Consider the following 17,560-nt stretch of genomic DNA (forward strand, 5'->3'; position numbering starts at 1 on the left):
CCACGGCGGTGCGCACCGCCGTGGCCCGCCTCCTGCGGGGGCGCACCGCCGTGATCGTCGCGCACGACACCGGTTGGGCCGAGTCCGTCTCCGGCGACCGCCTGCGCACCGCCCACCTGCCGCTGCTCACCGAGAGGGTGACCCGATGAGTGCCCCCGTCACCGGCCATGACGTCGGTTCCGAGGCCGACCCCGTGGTCGCCGAACACGAGCGCCGCAAGGACCCGCTGCGCCGAATGATCGCGCTGGCCCGACCCCGCAGCGCCCGCTTCGCCCTCGGTGTACTGCTGGGCGGCGCCGCCACCGGTTCGGGGGTCGCCCTGCTGGGCGTCGCCGCCTGGATGCTGGCCACCGCCGCGAACCACCCCTCCATCACCGTGCTGAGCGTGGCCGTGGTCGCCACCCGCGCCTTGGGCGTGAGCAAGGGTGTGACCCGCTACCTGGAACGCCTGGTCACCCATGACGCGGCGTTCCGCACCCTGGCCCAGGTGCGGGTCCGGGTCTACGAACGGCTGGCCCGGACCGAGCCGTTCGGCCGGTTCCGCTCCGGCGACCTGGTGTCCCGCCTGGTCAACGACACCGAGGCCACCCTCGACCTGCTGGTGCGCGGACTCACCCCGCCGCTGGTGTCGGTGGTGACCGGCGGCGCCACGGTGCTGGTACTGACCGCGGTGTACGCGCCGGGCGGGCTGTTGCTCGCCGCGGGTCTGTTGCTCGCCGGGCTCGCCGTTCCACTGATGGCCGCCGCGCTGAACCGGAAACCGGGACTGCGCGAGGCCGAGGCGCGGGGGTCCCTGTCCACCGCCCTGGTCGACACCCTCCAGGGAGCTCCGGACCTGGTGGCCTACGGGGCGATGGACCGCCATGTCGCCCGGGTGACCGAGGCCGACGCCGAACTCACCCGGGTGGCCCGCCGTGACGCGGCCACTCTGGGGTTGAGCGAGGGGGTCAACGCCCTGATCACCGGGCTGACCGTATGGGGCTCCCTGTTCCTGGGGGTGCTGGCCGTGGAGGAGGGCTCCATCGGCCCCATCGCCCTGGCCGTGCTGGTGCTGACCACGCTCGCGGCCTTCGAGATCGTCGCGCCGTTGCCCGCCGTCGCCTCCCGGCTGGGGGCGATCCGGGCGAGCGGCGTCCGCTTGTTCGGTGTCCTGGACACCCCTCCGGCGATCGCGCCACCCGCGCAGGAGGGGCTGGAGATCGACCCGGACGCCGACGCCCCCGTCCACGTCCGCGGTCTGCGGGTCCGGTACGGCCCCGAGGAACCGTGGGCCCTGGACGGAGTGGATCTGGAGATTCCCGCCGGGGCGACCGTGGCCGTGGTCGGGCCGAGCGGCGCGGGCAAGAGCACGCTGGCGTCGGTCCTGCTGCGTTTGCGCGACCCCGACGAGGGCCGGGTGGAGATCGGCGGTACCGACATCACCGCCTACCCCGCCGACGAGGTGCGCCGTGTGGTCTCCGGGGTACCGGAGGACCCGCACGTGTTCGGGTCGACCCTGCGCGAGAACCTGCGTCTGGCCAGGCCGGGCGCCGGGGACGACGAACTCTGGGCGGCGCTGCGCGGCGCCCGCCTGGCCCACGACGTCGAGGCGATGCCCCAGGGACTGGACACCCGGGTGGGGTCGCACGGTCTGGGGTTGAGCGGCGGAATGGTGCAGCGGCTGGCCCTGGCGCGCGCGGTGCTGGCCGCGCCCCGGGTCCTGGTGCTGGACGAACCCACCGCGCACCTGGACCCCGACACCCGTGACGCCGTGGTGGCCGACCTGCTCGCCGCGGCCGAGGGGTTCTCCACCCTGCTCATCACCCACGACCTCACCGGGCTGGACCGGGTGGACCGGATCTACGTGGTCCGCGACGGCCGTGTTCTGCAGTCGGGTACCCACACCGAACTGATGGCGCAGGACGGATGGTACCGGCGGGTGCACGAACGCTAGGGTTCGCCTGTGAATCCCATACGTGAGGCCCTCTCCGGGGTCGGCACCCTGTTCCGCGGTCTGGCCATCGTCGTGCGCAGACCCCGCCTGTTCTTCCTCGGCGCCCTGCCGGCGCTGATCACGTCGCTGCTGTTCCTGGCCGCGCTGATCACGCTGATCCTCAACCTGGAGGATCTGGTCGCCTGGGCCACGCCCTTCGCGACCGAGTGGGACTCCACCTGGCGGGGACTGGTGCGCGGCTCCCTGGCCCTGGGGATGCTGGTGGGGTCGGTCCTGGTGATGGTGGTGGCCTTCACCACGGTCACCCTGACCCTGGGCGCTCCGATCTACGACAGGATCAGCGAGATGGTCGAGGAGGAGATGGGCGGTGTGCCCGAGGCCCCCGAAGAGCCCCTCCTGGCCTCGATCGCCCGCGCCACCCGCCAGTCCATCGCCATGGTGCTGGTCTCCCTGGTCGTGACCGTCGGCGCGTTCCTGCTCGGGCTGATCCCCGTGCTGGGCTGGATGCTGGGACCGGTGTTGACCGCCGTGATGGGCGGCTGGCTGTTGGGCATCGAGCTCACCGCGAGCGCCTTCGACCGCCGGGGGCTGCTGCGGGTACGGGACCGCCGCCGTTTCATGGGCCGCCACCGCTGGCGGGTGCTGGGGTTCGCGATCCCCACGTACTTCCTGCTGGCGGTGCCGTTCGTGGCGGTGGCGGTGTTCCCCGCCGCCACCGCCGGCGGAACCATCCTCGCCCGCGAACTGCTCCCCGGGCAGCAGCCGGACCCACGGACGCAGGCCCCGGGGACTCCCCCGGCGTCCACCACCTGACGACACGAAAGGGGGCGGGCGACCACCTGGTCGCCCGCCCCCTCATCTCATCCGAAAGAGCGGCGGCTCAGCGGAGTCCGGGGTCGCGGCGCAGGGCGGTGGCGATCATCCGCTCCACCAGGGTCGCGTAGTCCACTCCGGTGGCCTCCCACATCTTCGGGAAGGCCGAAGCCGGAGTGAAGCCGGGCATGGTGTTGAGCTCGTTGACGAGGACCTCGCCGTCCTCGGTGTAGAAGAAGTCCACCCGGGCCAGACCCTCGCAGCCCATGGCCTCGAACACGTCGGCGGCCATCTGCCGCAGGTCGGCCGTGGCCTCCTCAGGGATCTCCGCCGGAATGGTCAGGCTGGAGGTGGACAGGTACTTGGCCTCGAAGTCGTAGAAGTCGAAGCCGTCGGCCACGTGCACCTCGGCGGGGAACGAGACGTCGGGGGTGCCGCCGTCCTCGGACTCCAACACGCCGCACTCGATCTCCCGGCCGATGACCTGGGCCTCGACGAGCACCTTGGGGTCGTGCTCACGGGCGGTCTCGACCGCGGCCACGACCGCGTCGGTGTCGGAGGAGTCCCGCACCCGAGTGATGCCGACGCTGCTGCCGGCGCGGGCCGGCTTGACGAACACCGTCGTGCCCAGCTCGGCGATGTCGTCCAGGACCTTCTTGCGCTCGTTGCGCCAGGTTCGTTCGGTGATGGCGACGAACGGGCTGGTGGGGATGCCGTTGCCGACCAACAGCGCCTTCATGAACACCTTGTCCATGGCGGCGGCGCTGGAGAACACCCCCGCGCCCGCGTAGCGCACGCCCATCATCTCGAACAGGCCCTGGATGGTGCCGTCCTCGCCGAAGGGGCCGTGCAACAGCGGAAGCACGACGTCGACCTCGGCCAGGCGCTGCGTGCCCTGGCCCGGGGAGACCGTCATGAGCCGGCCTGGGCCGTCGAAAGGCAGCGCCAGTTCGACGCCCTCCTCGGAGACCGACGGCAGCGCCTTGGTCGCCGCGTCGATGCGCAGCGCCTCGGGGTCGCCCGAGGTCAGGACCCAGTTACCGGACGGGGTGATCCCCACCGGGACGACCTCGTAGCGGTCAGGGTCGATGACGGACATGACACTGCCCGCGGTGACGCAGGAGATCTCGTGTTCGGAACTACGACCGCCGAAGACGACGGCGACCCGAATCTTGCGCTGCTCGGACGACATGCTGACAGACCTTATCTCGCCTAACGATGGAACCGGAACGGGTGGAATTCGTCCCGAGTGTCACTTTCCCCCGTCGAGCGCCGTCAAGGCGTCGTCGATGAGGTCCTGGGGGTCCTCCAAACCGATGGAGAACCGCACCGCGCCCGGTGAGACGCCCGCGGCCGCCAGTTCGGCCTCGCTCATCAGCCGGTGCGAGGTCGAGGCCACGTGCCCGACCAGGGTGTGGGTGCCGCCCAAGGACGCGGCGATCGTGGCCACCCGCAGGCGGTCGGCGAAGGCCATGCCGTCGGCGCGTCCACCCTTGGGGTGCACGGTGACCACGGCGCCGTGGCGGCCCGGGTCGAACAGCTTGTCCGCGAGGTCGTGCTGGGGGTGCGCGGCCAGTGACGGGTGGTCGACCCGCTCCACGGCCGGATGGCCCTCCAGCGCGGCGGCGAACGCCGTGGCGGTCTCGCACTGGCGTCGCACGCGCAGCGGCAGGGTCTCCAGACCGCGGTGCAACAGGTAGGCCTCGTCCGGGGCCAGGCACGGGCCCAGGTCGACGCGGGCCGCGCGGATCCGCTCGATCAGCGAGGGCGAGGCCACGGCGACACCACCGGTGGTGTCGCTGTGTCCGCCCAGGTACTTGGTGGCCGAGTGCACCACCACGTCCGCGCCGAACTCCAGGGGGCGGCAGATCGCCGGGGAGGCGAACGTGGAGTCCACCACCAGCGCGGCACCCGTCGAACGGCAGATCCGCGCCAGTTCCGGCAGGTCGGAGACGGTCATGGCGGGGTTGGACAGCGTCTCGGTGAACACCAACCGCGTGTCGGGAGTGATCGCCGCGCGCACCGCCTCCAGGTCGGTGATGTCCACGAAGTCGGTACGCACGCCGAACCGGCGCATCATCCGATCCAAGAGCGAGTAGGTGTTGCCGTAGATCGAACGGGACGCCACCACGTGCGCCCCCGCCTCGGTCAGGGCCAGCAACACGGTGCTGATCGCGGCCATGCCGGAGGCGAACGCCTGACCGTGCACCCGGTCCGGGAGCCCAACGCCCTCCAACGCGGCGACGGCCTCGGCGAAGGCGTCCGCCGTGGGACTGTCGATGCGCGCGTAGGAGTAGCCGTCGGCCTTGCCGTCCAGTACGTCGGCGAACCCCCGTGAGGTGTCGAACGCGTACGTGGTGGCTCGGTGGACGGGCATCCGCATCGGGCGTTGGGCGGGGGCGGAGAACTCCGGAAGGGAGACCGCCCTGGTGTGCTCGCCCGCGCTCCCGGACCCGGGTGTGTATGACATCGTGCTCGCTCTCAGACCCCGTACCGCTCCGGCTTGCTGCTACGGGACATGAACTCCGCGAGCGCCCGGGCCGGGCTCAGGTCGTGGTGCATCATCTTGACGACGGCCTCGGTGATCGGCATGTCGACCCCGTTGGCCCATCCGAGTTCGAGGATCGACTCGGAGGACTTGACCCCTTCGGCCGTCTGCTTGGTCTCCTGGACGACCTGTTCCAGGGTCTTACCGGCGCCTAGTTTCTCACCGAAGGTCCGGTTCCGTGACAACGGGGAGGAGCATGTCGCGACGAGGTCGCCCATTCCGGCCAGGCCGGACAGGGTGTGCTCGTCGGCGCCGAGCGTCACCGCCAGGCGGGTCGTCTCGGCCAGGCCGCGGGTGATGAGCGAGGCCTTGGTGTTGTCACCGAAGCCCATGCCCTCGGCCACTCCCACGGCCAGCCCGATGACGTTCTTCATCGCGCCGCCGATCTCCACGCCCACCAGGTCGGTGCTGGTGTAGGGGCGGAAGTAGGCCGACTTGAACAGCGACTGCAACCGCACGGCCGTGGGCTCGTGCGGGCAGGCCACCACGGCGGTGGCCGGCTGGCGTTCGGCGATCTCCCTGGCCAGGTTGGGGCCCGAGACCACGGCGATCTGTTCCTCGGGCAGTTCCAGGACCTCGCCGATGACCTGGCTCATCCGCAGGAGGTTGCCGAGCTCGACGCCCTTCATGAGGCTGACGGCCACGGCGTCCCGAGGGAAGACGTCCTTCAGGTCGGCGAGGTTGGCCCGCAGCGACTGGGAGGGCACCGCCAACACCACGACGGAGGCGCCTTCCAGCGCCTCGCGCACATCGGTGGTGGCCCGCAGTTCCGCGTTGAGCATGAGCCCGGGGAGGTAGTCGGGGTTCTCCGAGGCCTCGTTGATCGCGTCCACGATCGTGGCCCGGCGCGCCCACAGGACCACCTCGGCGGCCTCCTGTCCCGACTTACGGGCGAGGTCGGCGGCGTCGGCGACGACGTTGGCGAACGTGGTCCCCCACGAGCCACCGCCCAAAATCGCGACCTTCACCTTGTCATCGCTCATGTACTCGGTCATGCCCCCGTGTTGTTCTTCCCGTTGTCACCGTCGGCGGTCTCGGCCTGCCCGGTCCCGTTCGCTGCGGCCTCGACGCCCTGTTCCTCCAGAGCACGCTCGGCGCGCTCGGCCTCGGCCTGTTCCCGGCGGGCCTTGGCGAAGTCGAAGGGCACCGCGGGCGGCTCCTCGCCTCGGATCTGGGCCTGCAGGGCGGTGATGTCGGCCATGATCGCCTTGGTGGCCCCCTCCAGGACGGTGGCCGTGATCGGCTCGCCCATGTAGGCGGACAGGTCCACCGGCGGGCCGGCCCTGAACTGGACGCGCTTGCGCGGCGGCAGCAGACGGGGCTTCTTCGAGCCGTAGGGCAGGATGTTCTGCTCTCCCCAGTGGGCCACCGGGACGACCGGGACACCGGTGGTCAGCGCCAGACGCGCGACACCGTTCTTGGCGGTCATCGGCCACAGGTTCGGGTCACGGGTGCAGGTGCCCTCGGGGTAGAAGATCACCGAGGAACCGTCCTGGGTGAGCGCCTTCTCCGCCTCGCCCAGGGCCTTGACCGCGTCGGAGCTGCCGCGCTTGATCGGGATCTGCCCCGTGGCCTTGGCCACCGCGCGGACCACCGGGATCTTCATGACCGCGTCCTTCATGGTGAAGGTGGGCCAGCGCCGGGCGCCGATGTAGAGGAAGTGGGCGACCGTCAGCGGGTCGGTCACGGACAGGTGGTTGGCCGCGATGATCACACCACCCTGCTTGGGGACGTTCTCGGTCCCCCGCCACTCCGGCTTGACGATCAGCCAGAGGACGAAACGGACGATCCGGGACACGACCCACATGACCCATCGTGATTCTCGTTGCTTGGTCACGGGACTCCTCACTTCAACACAACCGACTCAGTCTAGGGTGTCCGCGCCGCGCCGATCCCCGAACATCTACCCTCGTCACTGTCGTCGCCGTATCAAGTTCCGGGGGAACCGTGACCGGCTGTGGAGAGCGTGGCGGGTCCGCCCTGCCCGGGGTGCGCTGGTCCCTGATCGTCCCAGTCAAGCACCTCGGTCTGGCCAAGAGTCGACTGGCCCGGGCCGCCGGGGACCTACGCGAGGAACTGGCGCTCGCGATCGCCTGCGACACGGTGGCCGCCGCACGCCTTTGCCCTTCGGTGGGGACGCTGTTCGTGGTGACCGACGACCCCCGCGCGGACGCCGCCCTGTCGGCCCTGGGCGCCGTGGTGGTCTCCGGGGAACCGGGGGGCGGACTGAACCCGGCCCTGGCCTACGGGGCGCGCACGGCGCGCGCCCTCGCACCCGGCTCGGGGGTGTGCGCGTTGTCGGCGGACCTGCCGGCGCTGCGACCGGCGGAGTTGGAGCGGGTCCTCACCTCGGCTGCCGTCCACGAGCGGTCGTTCCTGGCGGATTCGCCCCGGGTGGGGACCACCCTGTTGGCGGCGGTGCCCGGCCGGCCGTTCGCCCCGGCCTTCGAGGGGGCCTCCCGCGCCCGGCATCTGGCGGGCGGGGCCCACGAACTCTCACCACCGAACGTGGAGTCGGTGCGCCGTGACGTGGACACACCCGAGGACCTGACCTCCGCGGCCGCCCTGGGCCTGGGTCCGCGCACACGGGCCCTGGTGGGGCGCGTGTCGACCCGGGAGTCACAGAAGAGCCCGTGAGGCGCTCTGCGTGCGTTTGAGCGCCGCCCAGGGCGTGAGGGGGCCGGCTCCCACCCGAGATCGGGCCCGAATCGGCCGCGACCGACCCTGGACAGCACTCCGCCCGGGCCCCTATGGAGGGAACCCGGGCGGGTACGTCCGCTCGCCTGAGGCGAGAGGACTACTTCTTGTCGCCGTTGACCAGAGCCTTGAAGTCAGCGCCGGCGCGGAACTTCGGAACGAAGCTCGCGGGGACGTTGATCGTGGCGCCGGTGGCGGGATTGCGAGCGGTACGCGCCGCGCGCTCGGACTTCTCGAAAACTCCGAAGCCCGTGATGGCGACCTTGTCGCCCGACGCCACGGTGGCCTGAATGGTCTCAAGCACAGCGTTGACCGCTTCGGTCGCGGTCTTCTTGTCTCCGAGCCGGTCGGAGATCGCGTCGATCAGGTCACGCTTGTTCATAAGGTTCCTCCGGTTCCCCCTTGCTCGCACGAAATTAGGGGAAGCAGCGGCCCTTACACAAATACAAACGCCCGTGGGCAAGGCGTGTCGGGGCCTTTCCGACCTGCAAGGTCACGCTCCGCAACTATCGGGACGGATGTGTCCGGACGGGGAACGAGTCCTTTTTGCCCCCTTCTGTAGGCCTCAAAAGCCTACGTATAACCGGATTCCGGGCTCCCCGGGCTCCCGCCTTAAGGACACAAAGTCGGTAAGCGAATGCTCACGTCAAGTAAAGGTAAAATTATTCGGGACCGAGGGTGCGCTGCGTCACAACGACCCTCGATCCCGTGTTCTGAAGGGGCTTCCAGCCCGGCCCCCGGCTAGAGCGTGACCGGCTTCCAGGCCGGTCGGGTGCCCTCGAAGGCCGCGATGTCATCGGTGTGACGGAGCGTCAGGGCGATGTCGTCCAGACCCTCCAGCAGCCGCCAGCGGGTGTAGTCGTCCAGCTCGAACGGCTCCACCACGTCCGCGGCCGGCACGCGCACCTGACGCTCCACCAGGTCGACGGTCACCTCGACGGTCGGGTCGGCCTCCACGGCAGCCCAGATCCGGTCGATGACCTCTTGGGGCAGCAGCACGGTGAGCAGGCCGCCCTTGAGCGAGTTGCCACGGAAGATGTCGGCGAAGCGCGAGGACAGCACGGTCTTGAAGCCGTAGTCCTGCAGGGCCCACACGGCGTGCTCACGGGACGAACCGGTACCGAAGTCGGGGCCGGCCACCAGCACGCTCGCGCCCTCGTACTCGGGACGGTTGAGCACGAAGTCCGGGTCGGACTTGCGCCACTCGGCGAACAGGCCGTCCTCGAAACCGGTGCGGCTGACCCGCTTGAGGTAGACGGCGGGGATGATCTGGTCGGTGTCGACGTTGCTCGCGCGCAGCGGCACGGCCCGACCGGTGTGGACGTCGAACTTCTCCATGAGAGGACTCTCCTTGACGGGTCGGGGCGACTACAGGTCGGCCGGGGAGGACAGGGTTCCGCGGACCGCGGTGGCCGCCGCGACCAGCGGCGAGACCAGGTGCGTACGCCCGCCCCGGCCCTGACGGCCCTCGAAGTTGCGGTTGGACGTGGAGGCGCTGCGCTCGCCGGGCTTGAGCTGGTCCGGGTTCATGCCCAGACACATCGAGCAGCCCGCCTCACGCCACTCGGCGCCCGCCTCCTTGAAGACCTCTCCCAGGCCTTCCTCGTTGGCCTGCTCCTTGACCCGCATGGAGCCGGGCACGACCAACATGCGCACGCCGTCGGCGACCCTGCGGCCACGGATGACCTCGGCCGCGGCCCGCAGGTCCTCGATGCGGCCGTTGGTGCACGAGCCCAGGAAGACCGTGTCGACGGAGACCTCCCGCATGGGCGTGCCGGCCCTCAGGTCCATGTAGGCCAGGGCCTTCTCGGCGGCCGCGCGGGCGGAGGGGTCCTCGTAGGAGGACGGATCGGGCACGGTGGCGTCCAGCGGCACACCCTGACCCGGGTTGGTGCCCCAGGTGACGAACGGGCTGAGGTCGTCCGCGTCCAGAACCACCTCGGCGTCGAACTCGGCGCCCTCATCGGTGCGCAGGCTCTTCCAGTGCTCGACGGCCGCGTCGAAGTCGGCGCCCCGCGGGGCGTGCGGCCGACCCTCGACGTAGTCGAAGGTGGTCTGGTCCGGGGCGATCATGCCGGCGCGGGCGCCCGCCTCGATGGACATGTTGCAGACCGTCATGCGCGATTCCATGGACAGGGCCTCGATGGCCTCGCCCCGGTACTCGATGACGTAGCCCTGACCTCCGCCGGTGCCGATCTTGGCGATGACGGCGAGGATGATGTCCTTGGACGTCACCCCGGGCCGGAGCCTGCCGTTGACCGTGACGGCCATGGTCTTGAACGGCTGCATCGGCAGGGTCTGGGTGGCCAGGACGTGCTCGACCTGGCTGGTGCCGATGCCGAAGGCCAACGCGCCGAACGCGCCGTGGGTGCTGGTGTGGCTGTCGCCGCAGACCACGGTCATGCCGGGCTGGGTGAGGCCGAGCTGGGGACCGACGACGTGGACGACGCCCTGGTCGATGTCGCCCATGGGGTGCAGGCGCACCCCGAAGTCCGAGCAGTTCTTGCGCAGCGTCTCGACCTGCTTGCGGGAGACCGGGTCGGCGATGGGCGCGAGGAGGTCCATCGTGGGGACGTTGTGGTCCTCGGTGGCGATGGTGAGGTCGGGACGTCGAACGGGGCGACCGGCCAGACGCAGGCCCTCGAAGGCCTGGGGGCTGGTCACCTCGTGGACGAGGTGGAGGTCGATGTAGAGCAGGTCCGGCTCGCCTTCGGCACGTCGAACGACGTGCTCCTCCCAGACCTTCTCGGCCATCGTGCGTGCCATGGGAGATCGCCTCTCTCGTATCTTCTCGGTCTTCGGTCCCGCCGTGTCTCGCACGTACCCGGAACCTTCGCGCGGATGGTCGGCCCGACTTGCATTCCATATAGCGAGACGGCAATATCAAGCCATGGACAACTCTAGCTCATCCAGCGGTGTCGGTGTCCTGGACAAGACGATGTCCGTCCTCGACGCCCTGGAATCGGGGCCCGCGTCGCTGGCCCAACTGGTCCAGATCACCGGCCTGGCCCGCCCCACCGCCCACCGCCTCGCCGTCGCCCTGGAACGCCACCGCATGGTGACCAGGGACAGCCAGGGCCGATTCGTACTCGGACCGCGCCTGGGCGAGTTGTCGATAGCCACCGGAGAGGACCGTCTGCTCGCCGTGGCCGCACCCGTCCTGGTCCAGCTGCGCGACCTCACCGGGGAGAGCGCCCAGCTCTACCGTCGCCAGGGCGACCTGCGCGTGTGCGTGGCCGCATCGGAGCGCAGCAGTGGTCTGCGCGACACCGTGCCCGTGGGCAGCGAACTTCCCATGAACGCGGGCTCGGCCGCCCAGGTGCTGCTCGCCTGGGAGGACTCCGACCGCATCCGTCGCTCCCTGGTGGGCGCGCGCTTCACCGCGGCGAGCCTGGCGCAGGTACGCCGTCGCCGTTGGGCCCAGAGCGTCGCCGAACGCGAGCAGGGCGTCGCCTCGGTCTCGGCCCCCGTCGCCGGACCGGGTGGACGGGTGATCGCCGCGGTCTCGGTGTCCGGCCCCATAGAGCGTCTGACCCGCTCACCCGGACGCATGCACTCCCAGGCCGTGGTGTCGGCCGCGGAGAAGATCAGCGAGTCCCTGCACACCTACGAGGGAGGGCACTGACCACCCGCCCCCATCGATCCGATCCCCTGAGGGCGGCGCCCGTTTCGGGAGTCGCCCTCTTCGTGCGCTCGGGCCGACCACGCGCTCCACCACCGCGATCGGGGAGTCCACCCACAGACCCGCGCCCCGCCCATGGACACTTGTTGACAGCTTGTCTAACATGACGCCATGTCTCACAAGAAAGTGACCGGGGACACACCCCCTTGGCCGACCTCGCCGCCTTCCGGGAGCTCCAGCAGCTCGCCCATCAGGCGGCGAGCGACGTGGCCGCAACCCTCGATCCCGGGGTCACCGAGCGCGAAGCGGCCCGCCGCATCCGCGAGCACCTGGAGTCCCGGGGCGTTCAGGACTGGTTCCACACACCCTTCGCCTGGTTCGGTGACCGAACCGCCTTCCGCCATTTCCGGGTGCCGCCCCAGTTCTTTCCCACGCGCCGACGGCTGGAGGAGGGCATGCCCTTCATCCTCGACTGCGCACCGGTCCGGGACGGGTACGTCGCCGACATCGGCTACCCCGGTCACCTGGGTGAGAGCCCCCTGCACGACCGGCTCATGGACGACCTGCGCGCGCACCGCCGCCTCATCGTCGATCAGGTGCGCCGAGGACGACGACCCCTCCAGGACGTGTACCGGGCCGTGGACGACCTCATCCGCGAGCAGGGCTACGACAACCGGCACCAGGTGTGCCCCGGGCGCGTCATCGCCCACCAGGTCGGCAAGGTCCGCTCCCGTCCACCCAAGGCCATCGTTGCCGGCTTCGGTGTCCGTTCGCTACAGACCCTCTTCGGCGACCTGCCGGTCGAACGGCTGCACCACCGATCGCCGCTGTGGGCCGACGGGGACATCTCCGCGCACCCGGCCACCCCCGGGCTGTGGGCGGTCGAACCGCACATCGGTTTCCGCGACATGGGGGTGAAGTTCGAGGAGATCCTGGTCGTCACCGAGAACGACGCCTTCCGGCTCGACGACGACCTGCCACATGTTCGTCGTTGGGAGACCGGGAAACCCACCACCGAGGAACCGATCACCGTGGGCGCGAACGAGGAGAACACGACCCGATGAGCACCGGACCCCACCGCTACGTCACCACGACCGACGGCCAACGGCTGGCCGTCTACACCCACGGCGTCCCGGACCGTCCCACCCTGTTGCTGGTGCACGGGTACCCGGACAACGCCACCGTGTGGAACGCCCTCGTTTCCGACCTCTCCACCGACCACCACGTCGTCACCTACGACGTGCGCGGCGCAGGCAACTCCACCGCCCCCGCCGAACGCTCCGGTTACCTGCTCGACCGGCTCTCCGACGACCTGCGCGGCGTCGCCGACGCCGTCAGCCCCGACCACCCCGTCCACCTGGTCGCCCACGACTGGGGATCCATCCAGGCGTGGCACGCCGTCACCGAACCCGAGCACACGCACAGGTTCGCCTCCTTCACCTCGGTGTCCGGGCCGAACCTGGACCACGCCGGGCATTGGCTCCGTAAAGCCCCCGACGGGGCCCGCAGCGTCCTGCGCCAGCTCGTTCGCTCCAGCTACATCGGTTTCTTCAACACCCCCGGGCTGCCCGAGGCCGCCTGGCTGAGCGGGGTCGGTGGGTTGGTCCTAGCCGGTCTGGAACGCATCGGCGGTGGCCAACAGGTCCGGGCCGAGCGCGCCACCCGCGACTACCTGAACGGGCTGGAGCTGTATCGCGCCAACATGCTTCGCCGGTTCGGCCGGCCCACCGAACGCCGCACGACCCTGCCGGTCCAGGTCCTGGCGCCCACCCACGACGTGTTCATGGTCGAGCAGGTGCAGGCCAACGCCGGCCGCTGGGTGGAGGACTTCCGCTTCCACCGGTTCCTGGGCGGCCACTGGTCGCTGCGTTCGGCCCCGGCACCGGTGGCTCGGCGGGTGCGCGACTTCGTGGCGGAGATCGAGTCGGGTGCGCCCCGCCCGACCGGCGACGCCTCCGCCCGGAAGCGTCGTCGGCACGGCGGTACGTTCGCCGGCCAGGTCTCCGTGATCACGGGGGCGGGCAGCGGCATCGGCCGGTGCCTGGCCTTCGAACTGGCCGAACGCGGCGCCCGCGTCGTCTCCGTGGACATCGACGGGCCCGCCGCCGAGCGTACCGCCGAGCTGTGCTCGATGCTCACTCCCGGGGCCTCCGCCCAACGCGTGGACGTCACCGACTCCGCCGCCATGGACGAACTGGCCGCCTGGGTGCGTGAGGAGTACGGGGCGCCCGACCTGGTGGTCAACAACGCCGGTATCGGAGTGGCCGGGCCGTTCCTGGACGCCTCCACCGAGGACCTCGAACGGGTCGTCGACACCAACCTGTGGGGGGTCGTCAACGGCTGTCGCGCCTTCGCCCCGATGATGGTCGAGGCCGGTGGTGGTGGCCGCATGGTCAACACCGCTTCGGCCGCCTCCTACCTGTCTTCGCGCCTCTACGGCGCCTACTCGGCCACCAAGGCCGCCGTCCTGGCGCTCAGCCGATCCCTGCGCGGTGAACTCGCCGGGCGAGGAGTCACCGTCACCGCGATCTGCCCGGGACTCGTCGACACCGGGATCATCTCCAACGCCCGGCTGGCCGGGATGGGTGAGACCGAAAAGGCCAAGGAGCGCCTCAACCGGCTGTACCGGCTCCGTGGCTACACACCGGAGAAGGCGGCCCGACGCATCGCCGACGCCATCGGCTCCGACCCGGAGATCGTCCCGGTCACCGCCGAGGCGCACATCGGCCTGGCCCTGTCACGCCTGTCCCCGGCGGCCCTGCGCGGCTACGCCCGCGTGGCTCCACCCGTCTAGGCACCCGTCCCGGTCTTCCACTCCCACCGAACGACCGGCCTTCTGAACGACACTCCGGCACCGTTACCTGTTGTACTCGAAGGACACCCATGAGCACCGACCCCACCCCCGCCCCGCTCGATACCGACGAACCCGACAAACTCGTCCTGCACGCCCGTGACGTCCACTTCGACTGGAGCGAACTGGACCTGCACTGGATACCGGGCGAGCCCTTCGCCACGCACGTGATCAACGTGCTGCACCTGCTGCTGCCCGAGGGCGAGCGCTGGTTCGTGGAGGTCTTCAAGCAGGCCGTCCCCCACATCACCGACGACGAACTACGACAGCAGGTGCTCGGCTTCATCGGCCAAGAGGCCGTACACGCCGAGGCACACGCGGGCGTGCTCGACCACATGGAAGCCCACGGTCTCGATCCGCGCCCCTACGTCGAGCAGATCGCCTGGCTGTTCCGGGTGGTCCTTGGCGACCGCAACCTGTCCGACGCCCGCGAGTTCGCCTGGCTGCGCACACGGCTGGCCGTCATCGCCGGGATCGAGCACTACACCGCCGTCCTGGGCCAGTGGGTCCTGGACGCGAGGAAACTGGACCAGGTGGGCACCGACCCCACCATGCTGGACCTGCTTCGCTGGCACGGCGCCGAGGAGGTAGAACACCGCGCCGTCGCCTTCGACCTGTACATGCACGTGGACGGCGGCTACACCCGCCGGGCGCTGGCCATGGGGGTGGCCGCCGTGGCACTGGCCTCCCTGTGGGTGCGCGGGGTGGGTTTCCTCGTCGCCAACGACCCCTACCTCAAGGGACGGATCAACGGGGTCCGTCCCCGGGTCTCCTGGGCTCTGCGCGACGGAAGGCGAGGCCTCATCCCGCACCTGGGTCGCCTGGCCCGGGCGATCCCCGACTATCTTCGCCGCAGGTACCACCCGTCACAGCACGGTTCCACCAGCCAGGCCGTCGCCTACCTGGCGGTCTCCCCCTCGGCCCGCGCGGCCGAGGCCGCCGAACAGGAAACCACCCGATGAGTGGGGACCGGAGACGGCGGGTCGAACACGGCTCGCAATACTACGCCGACCCGGGCTCGCCGGTCGGCCTGTTCCGGCGGGATCGACCGGATCGGTTCATGCTGGCTTTGGAACGACTGGCGGCAGGGATCGAACCGCTCACGGCCCTGCTGCGACCGGGGCATCCACCACCCAAGCCCCGCGAGGACCTTCGGATGCGGGTGGCGAAGGTGGAACACTCCTCGGACGACGTCGCGGTCCTCACCCTGGCCCCGACCGTCTCCGGCGCCACGCTTCCCGCCTGGCAGCCCGGCCACCACGTGGACGTGCTTCTGGACGGCGGTGTGCTGCGCCAGTACTCGCTCAACGGCGACCCGGCCGACCGGTCCCACTACCGGATCGCGGTACGTCGCATCAAGGGTGGTCTCGGTTCTGGGCTGGTGCACGGACTGGCGGAGGGCGACACCGTCGAACTGCGCGGCCCTCGTAACGCCTTTCCGTTCGTCCGCGCCGAGCGGTATCTGTTCTTGGCCGGCGGTATCGGCATCACACCGATCCTGCCGATGGTCAAGGCCGCGCACGCCGTGGGGCGGCCCTTCCGACTGGTGTACACGGGCCGGGCGAGGCACACCATGCCCTTCCTGAACGAACTGCCGGAGGACGCCGACGTGTTCGTCCGGCCCGACGATGAGTACGGGACCCCGGGTGCCGCCGAGTTGCTGGCGGGGCTGGAGCCGGGCACCGCCGTCTACGTGTGCGGTCCGGCCCCGCTCATCAGCGGGGTGCGGGCCCTGATCCCCGAAGGGACCCCGTTCTTCTCCGAACGGTTCTCCCCCGCTCCGATCATCGACGGCCGCCCCTTCGAGGTACGGCTGGGCCCCTCCGGCCAGGTGTTGCGGGTGGCCGAGGACGAGACCGCGCTGGACGTGCTGCGCCGGGCGCGCCCGGACACCCCCTATTCCTGCAGGCAGGGGTTTTGCGGCACCTGCCGGGTGGGGTTGTTGGAAGGCAGTCCCGAGCACCGGGACCGGCTCACCGGGGGTTCATCGCGAGGAAGGGACTTCATCCCGTGCGTCTCCCGGGCAGCCGAGGGCGAGCGCCTCGTCCTGGACCTGTGAGGGGTCGGGGGCGGTAGTTTCGGAACCATCGGTCCAGGAGTTCTCTCGGGAGGTGGCAACAACGATGGTGTCCCCAAGTACCGACCGTCGCCAGGCGCGGGTGACGGATCCGGGGGTCCCGGCCGGTACCCGGGGTGCCGGCCGGCGGCCACGCCGCATGGCGCCGCACCAACGCAGGGACGACCTCATCCGCACGGCGCTGCGCGTGTTCGCGCGGCGTCCCCCGGCAGAGGTCACGCCGGAGGAGATCGCCGAGGAGGCCGATGTCTCCCGGGCCCTGGTGTACCGGTACTTCCCCAACATGGCGGATCTACGCCGGTCCGCCCTGGAGCAGGCCATGTCGGAACTGCTGGACGAACTGGACCCGCCCGAAGACGTTCCGCCACTGGAACAGCTCCGGGTGGCACTGGGCGCCTTCGTCGACTTCGCGGTCTCCTACGCCCCCTCCTACTCCGCGCTGTTGAACGCCGGTTCGGTGGTGGCGACCGAGGAGACGGAGGCGGAGATCGAACGGGTTCGTCGGGAGGTCCGCGAGCTCATCCTGGACCGTACGGGGATCAACGATCCCTCGCCCCGACTGCTCCTGACCCTGCGCTGCTGGGTGTCGGTGGTGGAGACCGCCGTCATGTCCTGGCTACGCGAACGGGACATGACCCGGGATGAATTGGCGGGATGGTTGCTGGACCAGCTCGTGGCCATGGTGGCCTCGTCAGGAGGTCCTCGGGTCGAACTGGATCACCTCGTCACCCGCGTCTCCTGACCCCGTAGCCCGTCGGTCGGGTTCGGCCCTCGGCCACGGGGAGTGGCACCGGACCCGGAAACGACGAAAGGCCCCACCCGAACGGGTGAGACCTTCAGTTCTTGTACCCCCGAGCGGATTCGAACCGCCGTTACCGCCTTGAGAGGGCGGCGTCCTAGGCCACTAGACGACGGGGGCTTAGGAACAACTCACCTGGAGTCACCTCCGGATGATGTCCGCTGGGCTACCAGGACTTGAACCTAGACTAAATGAACCAGAATCACTCGTGCTGCCAATT

16 protein-coding genes and 1 tRNA gene are annotated in these 17,560 nt (G+C 70.2%); 9 read left to right on the plus strand and 8 right to left on the minus strand.

Translation table 11 applies throughout. The annotated features are described in order from the left end of the window. Positions 1-235 precede the first annotated feature (235 nt). Both cydC and K8V84_RS01095 read left to right on the plus strand, forming a co-directional pair. Positions 236-1,933 carry a thiol reductant ABC exporter subunit CydC gene (gene cydC, locus K8V84_RS01090; protein WP_304069327.1) on the plus strand — a complete coding sequence of 566 codons (1,698 nt, stop codon included), beginning with the start codon at positions 236-238 and terminating at the stop codon, positions 1,931-1,933. A 9-nt stretch (positions 1,934-1,942) separates the two neighbouring features. Further along, positions 1,943-2,746, plus strand: a complete 804-nt coding sequence (locus tag K8V84_RS01095; protein ID WP_304069302.1) for an EI24 domain-containing protein — start codon at positions 1,943-1,945, stop codon at positions 2,744-2,746. A gap of 67 nt (positions 2,747-2,813) precedes the next feature. Here the strand turns inward: K8V84_RS01095 and K8V84_RS01100 are convergent, their stop codons facing one another. From K8V84_RS01100 to K8V84_RS01115, 4 genes are read right to left on the minus strand one after another with little or no spacing between them, the layout of a single operon-like run. Next, positions 2,814-3,938: a D-alanine--D-alanine ligase family protein gene (locus K8V84_RS01100; protein ID WP_304069304.1), complete on the minus strand. Its 1,125-nt coding sequence runs from the start codon at positions 3,936-3,938 to the stop codon at positions 2,814-2,816. Between the two features lie 60 nt (positions 3,939-3,998). After that, positions 3,999-5,216: an aminotransferase class I/II-fold pyridoxal phosphate-dependent enzyme gene (locus tag K8V84_RS01105; RefSeq protein WP_304069306.1), complete on the minus strand. Its 1,218-nt coding sequence runs from the start codon at positions 5,214-5,216 to the stop codon at positions 3,999-4,001. 11 nt (positions 5,217-5,227) lie between these two features. Next, positions 5,228-6,289 carry an NAD(P)H-dependent glycerol-3-phosphate dehydrogenase gene (locus K8V84_RS01110; RefSeq protein WP_304069308.1) on the minus strand — a complete coding sequence of 354 codons (1,062 nt, stop codon included), beginning with the start codon at positions 6,287-6,289 and terminating at the stop codon, positions 5,228-5,230. Continuing rightward, positions 6,286-7,131, minus strand: a complete 846-nt coding sequence (locus tag K8V84_RS01115) for a lysophospholipid acyltransferase family protein (protein WP_304069309.1) — start codon at positions 7,129-7,131, stop codon at positions 6,286-6,288. Before K8V84_RS01115 ends, K8V84_RS01110 begins: the two co-directional genes overlap by 4 nt. Positions 7,132-7,283: 152 nt before the next feature. Here K8V84_RS01115 and cofC point away from each other — a divergent pair, with 152 nt between their 5' ends. Further along, the gene (gene cofC, locus K8V84_RS01120) at positions 7,284-7,931 is read left to right on the plus strand and encodes a 2-phospho-L-lactate guanylyltransferase (protein ID WP_304069329.1); all 648 of its coding nucleotides are present in this window, start codon (positions 7,284-7,286) and stop codon (positions 7,929-7,931) included. A gap of 160 nt (positions 7,932-8,091) precedes the next feature. Here cofC and K8V84_RS01125 read toward each other — a convergent pair whose 3' ends face one another. The 3 genes from K8V84_RS01125 to leuC all read right to left on the minus strand — a co-directional run bounded on the left by K8V84_RS01125 (position 8,092) and on the right by leuC (position 10,757). Further along, positions 8,092-8,373, minus strand: a complete 282-nt coding sequence (locus K8V84_RS01125; protein WP_014910144.1) for an HU family DNA-binding protein — start codon at positions 8,371-8,373, stop codon at positions 8,092-8,094. Between the two features lie 359 nt (positions 8,374-8,732). Then, the gene (gene leuD, locus K8V84_RS01130; RefSeq protein ID WP_304069314.1) at positions 8,733-9,329 is read right to left on the minus strand and encodes a 3-isopropylmalate dehydratase small subunit; all 597 of its coding nucleotides are present in this window, start codon (positions 9,327-9,329) and stop codon (positions 8,733-8,735) included. Positions 9,330-9,359: 30 nt separating this feature from the next. Continuing rightward, on the minus strand, positions 9,360-10,757 hold the full coding sequence (gene leuC, locus K8V84_RS01135; protein ID WP_304069316.1) for a 3-isopropylmalate dehydratase large subunit: 1,398 nt from the start codon (positions 10,755-10,757) through the stop codon (positions 9,360-9,362). Positions 10,758-10,881: 124 nt separating this feature from the next. Between leuC and K8V84_RS01140 the strand changes: the two genes are divergently transcribed. From K8V84_RS01140 to K8V84_RS01165, 6 genes are all read left to right on the plus strand, one after another. Then, complete coding sequence (locus tag K8V84_RS01140; RefSeq protein ID WP_190318418.1) at positions 10,882-11,616, plus strand: IclR family transcriptional regulator; 735 nt, start codon at positions 10,882-10,884, stop codon at positions 11,614-11,616. 203 nt (positions 11,617-11,819) lie between these two features. Continuing rightward, positions 11,820-12,677 carry a M24 family metallopeptidase gene (locus K8V84_RS01145; protein WP_304069318.1) on the plus strand — a complete coding sequence of 286 codons (858 nt, stop codon included), beginning with the start codon at positions 11,820-11,822 and terminating at the stop codon, positions 12,675-12,677. Beyond that, positions 12,674-14,407, plus strand: coding sequence for an SDR family oxidoreductase (locus tag K8V84_RS01150; RefSeq protein WP_304069321.1), 1,734 nt, complete (start codon positions 12,674-12,676; stop codon positions 14,405-14,407). Before K8V84_RS01145 ends, K8V84_RS01150 begins: the two co-directional genes overlap by 4 nt. 89 nt (positions 14,408-14,496) lie before the next feature. Continuing rightward, positions 14,497-15,426: a metal-dependent hydrolase gene (locus tag K8V84_RS01155; RefSeq protein ID WP_304069323.1), complete on the plus strand. Its 930-nt coding sequence runs from the start codon at positions 14,497-14,499 to the stop codon at positions 15,424-15,426. Beyond that, entirely contained in the window at positions 15,423-16,523 is a 1,101-nt protein-coding gene (locus K8V84_RS01160; protein ID WP_304069325.1) for a PDR/VanB family oxidoreductase, read from the plus strand. Before K8V84_RS01155 ends, K8V84_RS01160 begins: the two co-directional genes overlap by 4 nt. Before the next feature lie 157 nt (positions 16,524-16,680). Then, positions 16,681-17,283: a TetR/AcrR family transcriptional regulator gene (locus tag K8V84_RS01165; protein WP_304069332.1), complete on the plus strand. Its 603-nt coding sequence runs from the start codon at positions 16,681-16,683 to the stop codon at positions 17,281-17,283. Between the two features lie 104 nt (positions 17,284-17,387). Here K8V84_RS01165 and K8V84_RS01170 read toward each other — a convergent pair. Further along, positions 17,388-17,460: transfer RNA gene (locus K8V84_RS01170), tRNA-Glu, on the minus strand. Positions 17,461-17,560: the final 100 nt, after the last annotated feature.

It is taken from the genome of Nocardiopsis listeri (assembly GCF_020741345.1).
In the GTDB taxonomy this organism is placed as follows: Bacteria; Actinomycetota; Actinomycetes; order Streptosporangiales; family Streptosporangiaceae; genus Nocardiopsis; species Nocardiopsis listeri_A.